The following is a 15,570-nucleotide window of genomic DNA, read 5'->3' as shown; positions in this document are numbered from 1 at the left end:
GGAGGGGGCGAGGGCTCGGGGGACGGCGCCGGGGGGACGGCGCCGGGGGGACGGAGACGGGCAGCGGGACGGGGGAGCGGGACGGTGGGCGCACGACGCGGCGGACCGCGCCGGCGCCCACGCTCAGGCTCCGGGCGCAGCCGGAGGCCGCTTGGGCGCCTTCCCGCGCCAGGCCAGGCTGCGGGCGTCGAGCTCGGCGACGAGGTCGGCGCCCTCGGCCTCCATCTGCTCCGCCAGGGCGACCGCGCGGGTCAGGGCGGGAGGGGGCAGGCGCGCGTACGCAGGACCGCGCCCGGGCGGCAGGACCTCGCGCCACGGGCCCTCGAGGGCGTTGTCCAGGACCACGCGCCCGACGCAGTGGTCGACCGAGACGGCCCACCCCTCGTCGCGACCCCGGCGGGGCAGCTCGTGCAGGACCAGCTCCCGGTAGCGCGCGAGCAGGGCCTCTCGGTCGTCGTCCACGCCTCCATGCTGCGCGCGGTCCGCCCGTGGCGCGCCTCCGTGCCGCGGACCCGCAGGGGTCTCGGCGGTGCCCGGCACCGGGCCCGCGCGCTCGCCGTCGCGGGAGGACTTTCCCGGGGCGGTCGTCCTGGGGTGTCGGCGTCGTCCGCGCACGGGGAGGACGAAGCCCCTCCCGGCGGCGGCACCGGCCCCGTGACCTGCGGCGGTGCCGGAGGCTGCGGGGTTCGTCCTCCCCGTCGGCGCAGCGGAGTCCCCCCGCGGGCGGGTCAGGGCGTCGTCGTGCCCGCGGGCAGCGCGTTGAGGGCGTGGGGCAGGACGCCCCACAGGTGCTGCAGGGCGTACCCGCGGACCGGGGACCAGGCGGCGGAGCGGCGCTCGAGCGCGCGGGCGTCCTGCGCGAGGCCGAGGGAGCGCGCGGCGGCGAGGGCCCCGAGGTCGCCGGGCAGGAAGGCGTCGTCGTCGCCGAGGCCGCGCAGCGCCACGGTCGAGGCCGTCCACGGACCGATGCCGGGCAGCGCCCGCAGCTCCGCGAGGCGCTGCGCGCGCGAGGGGTCCTCGAGCCGCCCGGGAGGGACGTCGAGGAGCCCGTCGGCCAGCGCGGCGACGAGCCCCAGCAGAGTGCGCTGCCGCGTGCGCGGCAGGGCGAGCTCGTCCGCCGTGACCGCCGCCAGCTGCGACGGTGTCGGGAACAGGTGGGTGACGCCGCCGACGGGGTCGGCCAGCGGGGTCCCGTGGGCGGCCACGAGCCGCGCCGCGTGGGTCCGGGCCGCAGCGGTGCTGACCTGCTGGCCCAGCACCGCCCGCACGGCCATCTCGCCCGCGTCGACGGCGCGCGGGACCCGGCGCCCCGGCGCCGCGGTCACCAGCGGGGCCAGGGCCGGGTCGGCGGCGAGCGCGGCGTCCACGCCGACGGGGTCGGCGTCCAGGTCCAGCCACCAGCGGACCAGGCCGGCGGCCTCGTCGAGGTCGTCGGGGGAGCCGGTGAGCAGGTCCGCGCGCACGGCGGCGTCGCCCGGACGCGGCGGCGCGAGGCTCAGGACGGCGGGGCCGCGGCGCAGCGCGAGCCCGCGCCGCAGGGCGCCGTCGCGCCACTCCTCCACGCCGGGGACCGCGGTGGCGGCCAGGTGGCCGAGGAGCTGGTCGACGTGCAGCGGGGGCGTGAACGGCACGAGCGCCGACGCGACCGGCGGGGTCATGGACCGGGGCGGTGCGGCAGGTCGGCCAGGGCCGCGAGCACGTCCGAGGGGGTCGTGGCGGCGAGCACCGGGTCGACCTCCGCGCCGTGCGGGTCGCCCCGGTGGTCCGGGCGCGGCGCGGGCCACAGCACCGCGTGGAGGTCGCGGTCGACCGCGGGACCCCACGCGGTGGGCGGCATGGGGCCGAAGAGCAGCACCGACGGCGTCCGCAGCGCCGTGGCCAGGTGGGCCACGCCGGTGTCCCCGCAGACGAGGGCGCGCACGGCGCCGAGCAGGCCGGCCAGCTGCTCGAGGTCGCAGCGCCCGGCGAGGTCGACCGGGGCTCCGCAGCCGGGAGCCAGGCCGGCGGCGAGGCGGGCCACCTCGGCCGTCAGCGGGGCCTCGGACGGCCCGCCCGTGAGGACGACCCCCCGCCCGCGCGCCAGCAGGTCGGCGGCGACCGCCGCCCACCGCTCGACCGGCCAGCGGCGCGAGCCGGAGGCCGCGCCGGGGTGGAGCGCCACAGCCCCCTCCAGGCCCTCGACCAGGTCGACGACAGGTCCGGGACCCGGTGCGGCACCGGGCTTCCCGTCCCCGGGGGGCGGCAGCACGAGGTCGTCGGGCGAGCACGCACCGCCGACCTGCGCGGCCAGGCGCACCCAGCGCTGCACCTCCGGCACCTCCTGGTCCCACTCCGGGCCGTCGTCGAGACCTGCTGCTGCGCAGCGGTGCCCGAGGACGCGCGACGCGGGGGCGCCTCGGGCGTCGAGGACGGCGGTCAGCGCCCGCGCGCTCTGCGGCCCGCGGCCGTGCAGGTTGACGGCGAGGTCCACGCTGCGCCCCGGCGGCAGGACCTCGGGGTGCTCGGCCAGCGCGGCGAGGACGGCCCCCTCGTCGAGGGACCGCACGCCCTCGACGGGCAGCACCCGGTCCACGACGCCGCGCCGGCGCAGCAGCTCGCCCGGCCCCGGGGGACCGGCGAGCACGAGCAGGTGGCCCGGTCGCGCGCGGCGCAGGCCCCGCAGCGCGGGCACGCCCGTGAGGGCGTCCCCGAGGCCCAGTGCGCGCAGGGCCAGCACGACCCGCGGCGAGCCGCGGCCGGGGGCACGGCTCGCCGCGAGGTCGCCGGCGGAGGGGCTCAGGGCCAGGACGGCTCCGTCGAGACCGTGACGACCATCTCGCGCACCTCGGTGCCCACCGGCTGGCGCAGCGCGTGCACGACCGAGTGGGCGACGACGCGCGGGTCCATGAGCTCGGCGTCGGGGCCGGGCTTGTACTGCTCGGTCCGGCCGTCGAAGAACTTCGTGCGCATGCCGGCGGGCACGAGCATCGTCACGCCCACCTCGCCGGCCAGCTCCAGCTGCAGGGCCCGCGTGAGGCCGACCACGCCGAACTTGCTGGCGCAGTAGGCGGTCGCGTCGCTGGCGGCGCGCAGGCCGAGCGAGCTGGACACCGTGACCACCACGCCGCGGGAGGCCCGCAGGTGCGGCAGGCAGGCCCGCACGGCGGCGGCGGTGCCGATGAGGTTGACGCCCACGACCTGCGCCCACCGCTCGGCGGGGACGTCCTCGAGGCGGCCGACGGCGTCGGTCCCGGCGGCGGTGACGACGGCGGTCGGCGGGCCGACCTGCTCGACGAGCTCGGCCACGGCCCGCTCGACGGCGGCGGCGTCGGAGACGTCGGCCAGCGCGTGCGGGGCGCCGGAGGCCGGCGCGTCGCGGTCGATGACGGCGGCCGTGCCGCCGAGCGCCGTGACGACCTCGACGACGGCGGCGCCGAGGCCCGAGGACCCGCCCGTCACGTACACGGTGCCGATCTCGCGCTGGCCGGCCATCCCGCCCTCGGGGCCGACGGCCGGGCCGGTGGCCGGGGCGATGGTGCGGCCCCCGCTCTCGCTGCTGCTGCCGGTGGTGGGTTCGGTCACGGGTTCTCCTGGTCTGCGACGACCGCCGCGGGGGCCCCGCGGCGGAGGATCTCGGTGGTCGAGCGCCCGTCGAGGTAGGGCAGGAGCACGACGCGCCCTCCCCAGCCCTGGACGAGCGCCGCCTCGGGCATGTCGGCGCCGCTGGCGCCGTAGTCGCCGCCCTTGGCCCACACGTCCGGCTGCAGGACGCGCAGGGCCTCGCGCGGGTCGTCCTCGTCGAACACGGCGACCGCGTCGACGGCGTCCAGCGCCTCGAGGACGCGGGCGCGGTCGGCCTGGCTCTGCACCGGGCGCCCCTCGCCCTTCAGGCGCCGCACGGAGGCGTCGGAGTTCACGAGCACGACGAGCGCGTCGCCGAGACGGCGGGCGGCCTGCAGGCAGCCCACGTGGCCGGCGTGGAGCACGTCGAAGCAGCCGCCGGTGGCCACGACGACGCCGCCGGCCGCGCGGACCCGGGACACGATGGCCCGGGCGTCCTCCGCGCCGGAGCGCTCGGGCGAGGGGCCGGCGGGCGCCTCGGCCGGGACCCGCGCGAGCGCGCGCCGCGCGCGCCACCCCGAGGCCCCGCCGCCGGCCACCCACGCGGAGGCGTCGGCCACGGCGTCGACGACGGCCTCGGGGAGCACGGCCCCGCGGGCCAGCGACAGCGCCGCGGTGGCCGCGAAGCGGTCGCCGGCGCCGCACGGGTCCCCGTCCGCGACGACGGGTGCCGGCACGTACACGGGGTCGCTGCCGGGCAGTCCCAGGAAGGCCCCGCGCTCGCCGACGGTCACCACGACGCCGCGCGCGGCCCAGCGCCGGGCCAGCGCGCCGGCGCCGTCGTCGGGGCGCGGAGCGCCGCCGAGGACGCGCCCGGCCTCGGCCAGGTTGGGCGTCACCAGGGCGCAGCCGTGGACGGGCTCCCCGCCGCGCGGGTGCGGGTCCCAGACCACGGGGACCGACGCGGCCGCGGCGCCGAGCAGGGCCCGCACGCCCGGGTCGTGGGTCGTGCCGGCGCCGTAGTCGGAGACGAGGACCACGTCGGCGCGCGCGAGCACGGCGCGCAGCTCGTCCAGGTCCGGCGCCGCCGGCGTGCCCGGTCCGCCGGAGTCGACGCGCACGAGCGACTGCCCGGCGGCGCGCACGCGGGTCTTGGTCCGCGTGGCCCCGGTGTGGGGCAGCGCGACGAGCTCGAGCGACCCCTCGCCCGCCGCCAGCGCCGCGCGCAGCCGCGCGCCGTCCTCGTCGTCGCCGACGGGAGCCACCAGGACCACGTCGACGCCGTCGGCGTCCGCAGCGCCGTCTCCGCGACCGGAGGCGACCAGGAGCGCGGTGAGCCCGGCGCCGCCGGGGCTCTCGGTCGTCGCCCGCAGGTCCACCACCGGCACGGGGGCGTCGGGGGCCACCCGCTCGACCACGCCGTCCAGGTCCCGGTCGAGCACCACGTCGCCGATGACGACGACGCGCCGCCGCCGTCGGGGGGCGGAGGTCCCCTCCTCGGCGGTCGGCGCCGGCGCGTCCGCGACGAGGCCCCGGTCCGCGGGGCCGGACTCCTCGGCCGCCCCGTCCACCCCGGTGGCCCGCGCGCCGTCCACCGGCTCGGGCCCGGCGGCCGCGGGGCGGCCGAGCACCCCGGCGTCCGCGGCGGCGAGCGCCGCGTCGACGCCGGCGCACAGCGCGTGCACCAGCACGAGGTGGCCCTCCTGCACGCCCGAGGTGGACGGCGCGTCGACGGCGACGACCTCGTCGGCCAGCTCGGCCAGCGGGTTGGGCGTCGGACCCGTCAGCGCCCACACGCGCAGCCCGCACGCGCGAGCGCGCGCGGCGGCCTCGAGCACGTTGGCGCTGCGCCCGGACGTCGACAGCAGCAGCAGCACGTCGCCGGGGCGGCCGTGGGCCTGCACCTGGCGCGCGAAGACCTCGCGCTCGCCGTAGTCGTTGCCGATGGCCGTCGTGCTCGAGCTGTCGGCGTGCAGCGCGATGGCCGACAGCGGGCGGCGCTCGCCGACGAAGCGGCCCACCAGCTCGGCCGTCAGGTGCTGGGCCTCCGCGGCGCTGCCGCCGTTCCCGGCGGCGAGCAGCCGGCCGCCGCCTGCGAGGACGCCGGCGAGCTCGGCGCCCCACCGGTGCACGACGGGGGCGCTGGCGCGCAGCCGCCCGAGCGCGCCCACGAGCTCGTCGACGTGCCCGTCCAGCCAGGGGGCGGCGTCCACGTGCTCGTGCGGCCCCGCGGGTCCGCCGGCCTCGCGCCCCGGCTCGGGGGCCGGGGCGTCGGCCGCGGGGTCGCGGCGGGGGGTCGCGTCGTCGGTCACAGGGTCTCCAGCCTCGTGCGGGCGAGCACGCCCTCGTAGACGTCCTCGGTGCGCGCGGCCACCTGGCGCCAGCTGAAGCCGGCGACGACGCGCTCGCGCGCCGCGCGGCCCCACGCCTCGCGGCGGGCGGCGTCGTCGAGCAGGGGGCCCAGCGCCGCGGCCAGGGCCACGGCGTCGCGCGGGGGGACGAGGGCGCCGGTGGCGCCCTCGTCGACGGTGTCGAGCAGCCCGCCCACGGCGGTGCCCACCACGGGGCGCCCGCAGGCGGCCGCCTCGAGGGGGACGATGCCGAAGGGCTCGTACCAGGGCGCGGCGACGACGACGTCGGCGCCGCGCAGCAGCGCGGGAAGGTCGGAGTGGTCCACGCGTCCCACGAGGTGCACGCGGTCGGCCACGCCGAGCTCCTCGGCGAGGGCGCGCAGCCGCTGCGCCTCCGCGTCGATGCCCAGGTGGCTGGCGGGGGGCCCGCCGAGCACCAGCAGCTCGGTGCGGGCGAGGGCCGTCGCCGGGGCGAGCGCGAGGGCCCGCACGACCTCCTCGACGCCCTTGCGCTCGACGAGGCGGCCGACGGTGACGACGCGGTGGTCCTGGCGCCGCGGCGGACCGCCCACCGGGCCGTCCGGGGTGAACAGGTCGACGTCGACCCCGCAGGGCACCACGACGACGCGCTCCGCCGGCGCGCCCAGCTCGGCGAGCTCGCGCACCTCGTCGCGGCACGTGGCCAGCACGGCGTCGGCCTCGGCCGCGAGCTCGGTCTCCACCGCGACGCGCGAGGGTGGGCTGGTGTCCTCCGCGCCCTGGTGGCGGCGCTTGACCGACCCCAGCGCGTGGAAGGTCTGCACGAGCGGCAGCCCCACGGACCGCGCGGCGTCGCGGGCGGCGACGCCGCTCATCCAGAAGTGCGCGTGCAGCAGGTCGGCGGGGCGCTCGAGCAGGTGCGCCGCGAGCTCGCGCCCGAACGCCTCCATGTGCGGCAGCAGCGCGTCCTTGGGCACCTCGGCCGGCGGGCCGGCGTCGACGTGCACCACGGTCACGCCGTCGACGAGGGGCACCTGCGCCGGCAGGTCGACGGCGTCGCGCCGGGTGTAGACGTCGACGAGGTGCCCGCGGGCGGCCAGCGCCGCGGCGAGGTGGGCCACGTGGACGTTCTGCCCCCCGGCGTCCACGCCGCCGAGGGCCGCCAGCGGGCTGGCGTGCTCGGAGACCATCGCGATCCTCACGCGAGCACCTCCCGCCGGGCCGCCGCGGGCAGGTCGCCGGCGACGACGGCGTCGAGCACCTCGTCCCACTCGCGCAGGAAGCGCGCCAGGCCGAAGCGCGCCAGCGCGTGCTCGCGCGCGGCCGCCCCGGCCTCCCGCGCGGCGGCCGGGTCCTCCAGCCAGGTGCGGGCCGCCCGGGCCAGGACGCGCGGGTCGGCGCTGACGACCCCGCCGGCGGCCGGGACCGCGTCCGCCGCAGCGGTGCTCGCGACGGCGAGGACCGGCATGCCGATGGTCATGGCCTCGCACAGGGCCATGCCGAGGCTGGTCCAGCGGTAGGGGTGGAGGTAGGCGCGGTGCGCGCCCAGCTCGCTGTGCATCCGGTCCTGGGGGAGGTCGTCGTGCAGGGCGCCCGAGGCGGTGCCCAGCGACGGCACGCCGCGGGCGTCGGCGAGCTCGCCGAGCGCGGCCATGCCCATGCCGTAGACCTCGACGGGCAGGGAGCGCGCCAGGTCGAGCACGACGTCGGTGCCCGCGACGCGCTCGCGGCGCACGGGCTCGTTGACGACGACACCCAGGGAGCGTCGCTCGCCGGTCGCCAGCGGGCCCGGGTCCACGACGCCGTGCTCCACCACGGTCGTCGGGGCGCCGCCGTTGTCCCACATCAGGGCGTTGTAGGCGGTGACGTGCACGACGAGGTCGCGGCCGTCGGCGGCGCGCTGGCGGCTGCGCGCGGCGTGGTCGGTGGGCGCGTCGTGCTCGAGGTGCACCACGGGGACGTCGACGCCGGCGACCAGGCCGGTCCAGCGCTCGAGGAGCTCGGCCTCGTGGGCGCGCTGGAGCACGACGACGTCCGGCGGCTCGGCGGCGAGCTGCTCCGGCGTCACCTCGACCGCCGACCCGGGCCAGCTCCACGTGCGCGCGCGCCCGCGCCCGTCGGGGCCGCGGTCGGGGAGCACGGGCAGCAGGTAGGTGTGGGACCCCTGGACGAACGACGTCGTCCAGGACCCGTGCACGTGCCACAGCAGGACCCTCACGGGTGCACCCCTCCCCGCGCCCCGGCGGCGGCTGCTCGCCCCGCGGACCGCTCGTCCGTCCAGAGGGCGTCACCGGGCCGGACGCCGACGACCGACCGTACGGCCTCCGCGACCGTGCGGCCGTCCACGGTCAGGCAGGGGTGCCCGGGCACGGGGCACTCGCGGGCCCGCGAGAGGGCGCACGGGGCGTCCTGGTCCCCGAGCAGGACGACCGGGACGCCCCACGGCGCCCAGCGCTCGGCGGGGACGACGGGGGAGAAGAAGGACACCACGGGCGTCCCGACGGCGGCGGCCAGGTGGGCGGGCCCGGTGTTGCCGACGACGACGACGTCGGCGCGGCGCAGCAGGGCCGCGAGCCCGGCGAGGTCGGTGGCCCCGGCGAGGTCGAGGAGCCGCTCCCCGGCGGACCCGTCGCACCGCTCGAGCGCGAGCCGGCGGACGCGCTCGACGAGCCCGGCCTCGGCGGGCGAGCCCGTGAGGACGACCGACCACCCGTCGTCCAGGAGCGCCGCTGCGGCGTCGGCGGCCACCTCGGGGGAGGGGGCGCGCGCCGGCACGGACGCACCGGGGTGCAGCGCGACGAGCCCGCGCGACCCACCGGCGTCGCCACCCCGCTCGGGCTGCCCGGGGACGGCGGGCAGCTGTGCGTCGGCGGCGTCGAGGAGGTCGGCGCGCACCGCGAGCCGCGGCTCGTCGGGCACGGCGCGGCCCGTCGCGGCGACGAGCCCGAGCGCAGCGAGGACCTCGTGGCCGCCGCCGCTGCCGTCGGCGCCGCCCGAGCGCCGGTGGCGCACGTCGAGCAGCGAGCCGGGGTAGTCCTCGCTGGTGCCGGCCACGAACGGGGCACCGGCCATCCGGGCGAGCAGGGCCACGGGCAGCGGGCTCTGGTGGAAGGACGTGAAGACGACGACCTCGTCGTGGGCGCGCTCGCGCAGCCACGCGAGCAGCCCGTCCACGGCGTCGCGGTCGAGCGCCGCGGGCGCGTACCCGCTCCACGGCACGGTCTCGACGCGGACCTGCGCGACGCCCGGCAGCAGCGCCGCAGCGGCTCGGCCCTGCGGGGAGACGAGCAGGTCCACCTCGCACGGCGCGCCGTCCGCGCCGCGGGCGAGGGCCCGGACGGCCGGTCCGGTCAGGAGCACGTCGCCGTCGCTGTCGAGGCGCACGGCCAGCACGCGCCGGACCGCGCCGGGCGCCCCCGCCGTCGGGTCCGGCGTCACGCGAGCACGCCGGGCACCAGCAGCCGGACGGCGCCGGCGAGGTCGTCGGCGACCAGCGGGGCGTCCTCCACCTCGCGCGGCAGCGTCCTGGCCGTGGGCACGAGGACGCCGCGCGCCCCGGCGGCGCGCGCCGCCTCGACGTCGGCCCCGATGTCGCCGACGACGGCGCAGGCGTCCACCGGCACGCCCAGCGCCGCCGCCGCCCGCTCCACGAGGCCCGGGCCCGGCTTGCGGCAGCGGCAGCCGTCCTGCGGGCCGTGCGGGCAGTACTGCCAGGTGCCCAGGGGGCCGACGAGCTCGTCGACCCGGGCGTTGACGGCCTCGACCTGCGCCGTCGTGAGCAGGCCGCGCGCGACGCCGGACTGGTTGCTCACCACGCCGACGGCCACGCCGGCGTCGCGCAGGGCGGCGACGACCTCGCGGGCGCCCTCGACGGGCTCCACGAGGGCGGGGTCGCCGTTGTAGGGCACGTCGCGCACGAGCGTGTCGTCGCGGTCGAAGAGGACGGCGCGCACGGGCGGCGGCCAGGCCGCCAGACCCGTTCGCGCCGAACGGGTCCCGGCCAGCCGGTGGCGCACGGCGGCCGGGGGGATGGCGGCGCTGGTCAGCAGCATCGCCCGCACCTCGCCGGCCGTGCGGGGGCCCGGGGCGATGCGCCGGCGGGCGAAGTCGGCGGTCAGCCCGGCCCAGGCCATGGCCCCGGCCGCCGCCGCGCGCGGGCGGCCCGCGAGCAGCCCCGCTGCGCCGAGAGCGGCTGCGGCGCAGGTGGCCGCGTGCCAGCGCAGGCGCCCCGGCGGGGCCTGCGCATCCTCGCGCCACCGGGGCCCGTGGAGCGCGCGCATGGTCGCGTCGTCCCGGTTGCCGGCCTGCACTCGCAGGCTGACCAGCGCGTCGGCGGGGCGGACGGGGTGCGTGGTGGTGCGCTCCCCGCGCACGAGGCGCCAGCCGGCGCGGCGCACACGCAGCGCCAGGTCGGCGTCCTCGCGGTAGGCGCGGGGGAAGCGCTCGTCGAAGCCGCTCACCGCCTCGAGAGCGGCTCGGCGGTAGGCCATGTCGGCGGTGGCCCAGTCCGCGGTCTCCAGCCCCTTGGTGCCGCGCTCCCAGTCGGTCGGACGGCGCCCGACCGGCAGCGGCACGTCGAGGCGCCCCTGCGACCCGCCGACGTCGTCACCGCAGCCCGTCAGGTCGGCGGCCAGGCCCCGCGACCACCCGGCCGGGAGCAGGACGTCGTCGTCGAGGAACGCCACCCACGGCGAGGACGTGACCCGCCACCCGAGGTTGCGCGCCGCGGCCGGCCCGCGGCCCCGGCTGCGGACGACGCGCAGGCGCCACGACGGGGCGCCGGAGCCGTCGTCGAGCCCGGCGAGGAGCTCCTCCTCCAGGGCCGGGTCCGGCTCGCGGCGGTCGTCGACGACGACGACCTCGGCCGGCGCCGGACCCTCCTGCGCCGCCAGGCTGCGCAGCAGCGCCAGGAGGCTCGGGCGCCCGATGCTCGGGACGACGACGTCGTGGGCGACGCCCTCGTCGCGGGGGCCCGGCGCGTCAAGACGCGGCGCGTCAGGACGGGGGGCGTCAGGACGGGGGGCGGCGTCGGTCACGCGGAGAAGGCGTCGGCGCGACGCACCAGGTGCGGCCCGAGCACGAGCACGTCCACGGGCGCCGAGCCGAAGAGCTCGAGGGCGTCCCGGGGGTCGTCGACCATGGGGCGTCCGGCCGTGTTGAGGCTCGTGTTGACGACGACGGGCAGGCCGGTGCGCTCGGCGAAGGCCTCGAGCAGGGCCGCGACGCGCGGGGTGCGCTCGCTGTCGACCGTCTGGATGCGCGCGGTGCCGTCGACGTGCGTCACGGCGGGGATCCGCTCGCGCCACTCGGGGCGGACGGTGTGCACGAACAGCATGTACGGGCTCGGGAAGGGCCCGTCCGTGAAGATCTCCTCCGCGCGCTCGGCGAGCACCATCGGCGCCACGGGGCGGAACTGCTCGCGGCCCTTGACGTCGTTGATCCGCTCGAGGTTGTCCGCCCGGCCCGGGTGGGCCATCAGGGAGCGGCGGCCCAGCGCGCGCGGCCCGAACTCCGCGCGGCCGTCGAACCACGCGACGACGCCGTCGGCGGCCAGGACGTCGGCCACCTCACCGGCGAGGTCGTCCGGCGTCGTGAAGGGCACGCGGGCGGTGCGCAGCCAGCCGGCGAGCTCCTCGTCGGTCCAGGAGCGGCCGAGGTCGGCGCCGGGCATGGGCTCGATCGCCACGCCCGCGTCGGCGCTGACCTGCAGGGCGGCGCCCAGCGCCGTGCCGGAGTCGCCGGACGCCGGCTGGACCCAGACCTCCTCGAAGGGCGCCTCGCGCCAGACGCGGCTGTTGGCGACGCAGTTGAGGGCGATGCCGCCGGCCATGGTCAGCACCCGGTCGCCGGTCTGGCCGTGCAGCCACGTGGCGAGGTCCACCAGCAGCTCCTCGACGAGCAGCTGGACGGACGCCGCGAGGTCGGCGTGGGGGCCTCCCCAGGTGCCGTCGTCGACGCGGCGGGGCGCGAAGCGCGTCCAGTCGGGCTCGCGGGCCACGTAGCGGCCGTCGCCGGTGGCGTGCAGGTGCTCCCGCAGCTCGTCGGCGAAGCGGGGCTCTCCGTAGGAGGCCAGCGCCATGACCTTGAACTCGTCGCTGCTGCGCAGGAAGCCCAGGTGCTCGGTGAGCGACTCGTAGACGAGCCCGACGGAGTCGGGGAGGTCCGTCGTCGCCAGGACGTCGAGCTTCCCGTCGACGTAGCGGCCCGCGAGGTGGGAGCCGCGCTCGCCGCGGCCGTCGAGCACCAGCACGCTCGAGTCCCCGGCGACCGCCAGTCCCGCGGACGCGGCGTGCGCGACGTGGTGGCGCACCATCACGACCTTGTCGCGGTCCAGGCCCGGCAGCGCCGTGGCGAGGAACCCGGCGGCCTTCTCGGCGTAGGTGGTGCGCAGGTGGTCCCACGGGTCCGACAGGCCCATGTCCTGCGCGGGCAGGCACCACGAGGCGTCGTAGGAGTAGGCCACGGCGTCGAGGTCGGAGGGCTCCAGGCCGGCCTCGGCCAGGCACCAGCGCATGGCGAGCTCGGGGAGCTCCCACGCGGAGAAGGGGACGGGGCGCTTGCCGTGCTTGCGGCGGCTGAAGCGCTCCTCCTCGGCGGCGGCGACGACGCGACCGTCGACGACGAGGGCGGCAGCGGGGTCGTGGAAGACGGCGTTGACGCCGAGGACGCGCATGGGGGACTTCCTACTAGCCGCTGCGCCGTCGGAGCGAGCCGGGTCCGCGCGCTCACCCACCCGTGCGGAGCAGCGGCGACCACCCGTCCGGCGCAGCGAGCAGCCCCGACCGGCGGGGCCGGGGCGCGCGCACGCGAGTGCCCACGCGGCGGCGCGGGGGGCGGACGGTTCGAGGCGAGCGCCGCGGACGGGTAGAACAGGCCCTCGTGACCACCCCCCAGTCCTCCGCGCCCGAGCCCTCGACCCCTGGGCTCGTGCCCGGCCGCGACGTCCCCGCCGGCGGCGGGGCGGCCTCCGCCCCCGGTGGTGGAGCCGTGCACCGGCTGGCCGAGCACGTCGTCGGCGGGCAGCCGGTGCCCGCGGGCGGGGACCGGCTGCTGCGCGTGGTGGACCCGAGCACCGGCGAGCTCGTCGGCGAGGTGGTGCCCGCCACGGCGGAGGAGGTCGCGCGCGCCGTGGCGGCCGCGGACGGCGCCCGGGCCGCCTGGCGCCGGACGGCGCCGGGGGAGCGCGCGGCGGCCCTGCGCGCCGCCGCCACGGCGGTGCGCGCGGACGCCGACGAGCTCGGGGCCCTGCTGACGGCGACCACGGGGCGGCTGCTCGGCCAGTCCCGCGCGTCCGCCGAGGTCGCCGCCGAGCTGCTCGAGGAGGCCGCCGTCACCGGGGTCCTGGACACCGGGCGCTCGCTCGGCGGCGCGGTCGACGCCGTCGACGTCGTGCGTCGCGAGCCCCGGGGCGTCGTCGCCGTGCTGACCCCGTGGAACGACCCCTACCCGGCGGCCGCGGGGCTGCTGGCCGCGGCGCTCGTCACGGGGAACACGGTGGTGCACAAGCCGTCCGAGCGCTCCGCCCGCGCCGGGTACGAGCTCGCGCGGCGCATCGCCTCGGCGCTGCCCGCCGGCGTGCTCAACGTGCTCTCCGGTGACGGCGAGACGGGTGCGGCGCTCGTGGAGGACCCGCGCGTCCACGTGGTGGCCCACGTCGGCAGCACCGCGACCGGCCGGGCGATCGCCGCGGCCGCCGGCGCGCGGGGCGGGCGGGTGCTGCTCGAGAACGGCGGCAAGGACCCGATCCTCGTGGACGCGGGGGTGGACCCCGCCTGGGCGGCGCAGCAGATCGCCGTCGGGGCCTTCACCAACACCGGCCAGCTCTGCACGGCCGTCGAGCGCGTGTACCTCCACGCCGACGTCGCCGACGCCGTCCTCGCCGAGCTCGTGGCCCTCGCCGAGGGCCTGCGCGCCGGCGACCCGGCCGACCCGGCCACCGGCCTGGGGCCGCTGGTCGACGAGCGGCAGCTCGCCCTCGTGGAGGCCCACGTGCGCGAGGCCGTGGAGGCGGGCGCCCGCGTCCTCGCCGGTGGCGAGCGGCTGGACCGGCCGGGCTGCTTCTACCCGGCGACCGTCCTCGACGGGTGCGTCGCCGGGATGCGCGTGATGGCCGAGGAGACCTTCGGCCCCGTGGCGGCGGTGACGCGCGTCGCGGACTTCGCCGAGGGCCTCGCCCTCGCCGGCGCCGGTGACTACGGGCTCGCCGCGACGGTGCTCACGCCCAGCACCGCCCGTGCGCTGGAGGCCGCCGAGGTCCTCGAGGTGGGGACCGTGAAGGTCAACGCCGTCTTCGGCGGTGCGCCCGGCGGGTCCGCGGACCCCCGGCGCGGCAGCGGGCAGGGGCGGGGGTTCGGGCCCGACCTGCTGGGCGAGCTCACCGCGCTCAAGGCCGTCCACCTGGAGGCCGCCCCGACGGCGTGAGCCCGAACGGGTGAGCGGCGACCCGGGGGGACGCGGGCCGGCGGCTGGTTCCGCGGACCGCGGGGGCGCCGAGGGCTACGCTCCTCCCACCGGGACCCGTCGCAGCAGCCGCTGGCCCGGCGACCTGCGGGAAGGGGGAGCCTGGTGCCACGTCGGTTCCTCCGCAACCCCGCCGAGGTCGTCACCGTCGGCACGGGCGTCGTGCTCCTGCTGGCCGCGGGCCACAGCACCGTCGCGTCGGCGACGGGGGAGACCGTCCGCATCCGGGCCGCTGCCGGCACCGACGGCGGCGTGCCCCGCCCCCAGCCGACCCCCGAGGTCGCCTCCTCCCGCACCGGGGGGACGCACGGCGGGGTGGCCTCCGCCGGACGCGGCCGGGACCAGGTCGACGCCGGCGCCTCCCGTCCCGGACGGCTCCTCGAGGTCTCCCCGTACCCGGCGGAGGTGGAAGGGCGGATGCCCGTCCCGCCGTCGGCGCCCGGCGAGGGCGACCCCCTCGGCTCCGCCGGCGCCGGGGCGCCGCAGGGGTCCGCCGAGGTGCCGGTCGACACGGCGCCCGCGCCGCAGGCCGAGGGCTCGCCGGGGCAGGGGCCGTCGGCCGGGCGACCCGTACCGCAGTCTCCCGCCGGTCAGCCGCCGGTCGGTCAGCCGCCGGGTGAGCAGCCGCCGGTGGAGCCGCCGGTGGAGCCGCCGGTGGAGCCGCCGCCGGGTGGGCAGCCGCCGGTGGAGCAGCCGCCGGTGGAGCAGCCGCCGGTGGAGCAGCCGCCGGGTGGGCAGCCGCCGGTGGAGCAGCCGCCGGGTGGGCAGCCGCCGGTGGAGCCGCCGTCGGGTGGGCAGCCGCCGGGTGGGCAGCCGCCGGGTGAGCCGCCGCCGGGTGAGCAGCCGCCGGGTGAGCAGCCGCCGGGTGAGCAGCCGCCCCCGGTCGACCGGCCGGCGGAGGAGCAGCCGCCCCGCACGCCTCCGCCCGTGATCCCCGGCGAGGGGCCGACGAAGCAGCCGCAGGAGGCCTCCGAGAAGACTCCTCCGGCCGAGGAGACGAAGGGCCGGGCACCGGTCCCGGACCAGGCGACGGTGCCCGCGCCGGAGAAGGCCGCCCCGGCCGGGTCAGGCGCCGAGGGCATCGACCCCGCGGCGGGTGGCGCGCTGGCGAGCCTCGCGCTGCTGCCCCCGTGGCTGCGTCGCCGTCGCGAGCTGGTGCTCGAGGTGCCGCTCCCGCCGACCGGCCGGCGCTAGGCCGTCGGCGCCCGGTCGAGCCGGGCGCCGCCCGTCGGCGGCACCC

Annotated in this window: 12 protein-coding genes; 2 read left to right on the top strand and 10 right to left on the bottom strand. The window is 79.7% G+C overall.

From position 1 onward, the window contains the following. Positions 1 to 123 precede the first annotated feature (123 nt). The 10 genes from Q0848_RS08405 to Q0848_RS08360 all read right to left on the bottom strand — a co-directional run bounded on the left by Q0848_RS08405 (position 124) and on the right by Q0848_RS08360 (position 12,543). Positions 124 to 462 carry a hypothetical protein gene (locus Q0848_RS08405; protein ID WP_299036648.1) on the bottom strand — a complete coding sequence of 113 codons (339 nt, stop codon included), beginning with the start codon at positions 460 to 462 and terminating at the stop codon, positions 124 to 126. A gap of 266 nt (positions 463 to 728) precedes the next feature. Next, positions 729 to 1,658 carry a DNA-3-methyladenine glycosylase gene (locus Q0848_RS08400; protein ID WP_299036647.1) on the bottom strand — a complete coding sequence of 310 codons (930 nt, stop codon included), beginning with the start codon at positions 1,656 to 1,658 and terminating at the stop codon, positions 729 to 731. Next, positions 1,655 to 2,716: a glycosyltransferase family 9 protein gene (locus Q0848_RS08395; protein ID WP_299036646.1), complete on the bottom strand. Its 1,062-nt coding sequence runs from the start codon at positions 2,714 to 2,716 to the stop codon at positions 1,655 to 1,657. The genes Q0848_RS08400 and Q0848_RS08395 overlap by 4 nt, the downstream gene beginning before the upstream one ends. Positions 2,717 to 2,775: 59 nt before the next feature. Then, a complete protein-coding gene (locus Q0848_RS08390) occupies positions 2,776 to 3,471 on the bottom strand; it encodes an SDR family oxidoreductase (RefSeq protein WP_366146494.1) in 696 nt (231 codons plus the stop codon). Between the two features lie 86 nt (positions 3,472 to 3,557). Beyond that, positions 3,558 to 5,852, bottom strand: a complete 2,295-nt coding sequence (locus Q0848_RS08385; protein ID WP_299036644.1) for a PfkB family carbohydrate kinase — start codon at positions 5,850 to 5,852, stop codon at positions 3,558 to 3,560. Then, positions 5,849 to 7,072 (bottom strand): glycosyltransferase, encoded by a 1,224-nt coding sequence (locus Q0848_RS08380; RefSeq protein ID WP_299036643.1) that lies wholly within the window; start codon positions 7,070 to 7,072, stop codon positions 5,849 to 5,851. The genes Q0848_RS08385 and Q0848_RS08380 overlap by 4 nt, the downstream gene beginning before the upstream one ends. Then, positions 7,069 to 8,088 (bottom strand): glycosyltransferase, encoded by a 1,020-nt coding sequence (locus Q0848_RS08375; protein ID WP_299036642.1) that lies wholly within the window; start codon positions 8,086 to 8,088, stop codon positions 7,069 to 7,071. The genes Q0848_RS08380 and Q0848_RS08375 overlap by 4 nt, the downstream gene beginning before the upstream one ends. After that, positions 8,085 to 9,308 carry a glycosyltransferase family 9 protein gene (locus tag Q0848_RS08370; protein ID WP_299036641.1) on the bottom strand — a complete coding sequence of 408 codons (1,224 nt, stop codon included), beginning with the start codon at positions 9,306 to 9,308 and terminating at the stop codon, positions 8,085 to 8,087. The genes Q0848_RS08375 and Q0848_RS08370 overlap by 4 nt, the downstream gene beginning before the upstream one ends. Beyond that, a complete protein-coding gene (locus tag Q0848_RS08365; protein WP_299036640.1) occupies positions 9,305 to 10,906 on the bottom strand; it encodes an HAD-IIIA family hydrolase in 1,602 nt (533 codons plus the stop codon). Before Q0848_RS08365 ends, Q0848_RS08370 begins: the two co-directional genes overlap by 4 nt. Next, entirely contained in the window at positions 10,903 to 12,543 is a 1,641-nt protein-coding gene (locus Q0848_RS08360; protein WP_299036639.1) for a carbamoyltransferase C-terminal domain-containing protein, read from the bottom strand. The genes Q0848_RS08365 and Q0848_RS08360 overlap by 4 nt, the downstream gene beginning before the upstream one ends. 206 nt (positions 12,544 to 12,749) lie before the next feature. Here Q0848_RS08360 and Q0848_RS08355 point away from each other — a divergent pair, with 206 nt between their 5' ends. Beyond that, positions 12,750 to 14,291 (top strand): aldehyde dehydrogenase, encoded by a 1,542-nt coding sequence (locus Q0848_RS08355; RefSeq protein WP_299036638.1) that lies wholly within the window; start codon positions 12,750 to 12,752, stop codon positions 14,289 to 14,291. 144 nt (positions 14,292 to 14,435) lie between these two features. Beyond that, positions 14,436 to 15,524, top strand: coding sequence for a hypothetical protein (locus Q0848_RS08350; RefSeq protein ID WP_299036637.1), 1,089 nt, complete (start codon positions 14,436 to 14,438; stop codon positions 15,522 to 15,524). The last annotated feature ends 46 nt before the right edge of the window (positions 15,525 to 15,570 follow it).

Source organism: uncultured Pseudokineococcus sp. (assembly GCF_947495735.1).
Lineage (GTDB): Bacteria > Actinomycetota > Actinomycetes > Actinomycetales > Quadrisphaeraceae > Pseudokineococcus.
Note: the sequence above shows the minus strand (reverse complement) of the source record. Positions and strands in the feature narration are given on the sequence as shown.

What these genes read in the sequence shown, in the direction of transcription:
- Q0848_RS08400 (WP_299036647.1), bottom strand. Translation starts at nt 1,658, where the DNA reads ATGACCCCGCCGGTCGCGTCGGCGCTCGTGCCGTTCACGCCCCCGCTG.
- Q0848_RS08390 (WP_366146494.1), bottom strand. Translation starts at nt 3,471, where the DNA reads ATGGCCGGCCAGCGCGAGATCGGCACCGTGTACGTGACGGGCGGGTCC.
- Q0848_RS08360 (WP_299036639.1), bottom strand. Translation starts at nt 12,543, where the DNA reads ATGCGCGTCCTCGGCGTCAACGCCGTCTTCCACGACCCCGCTGCCGCC.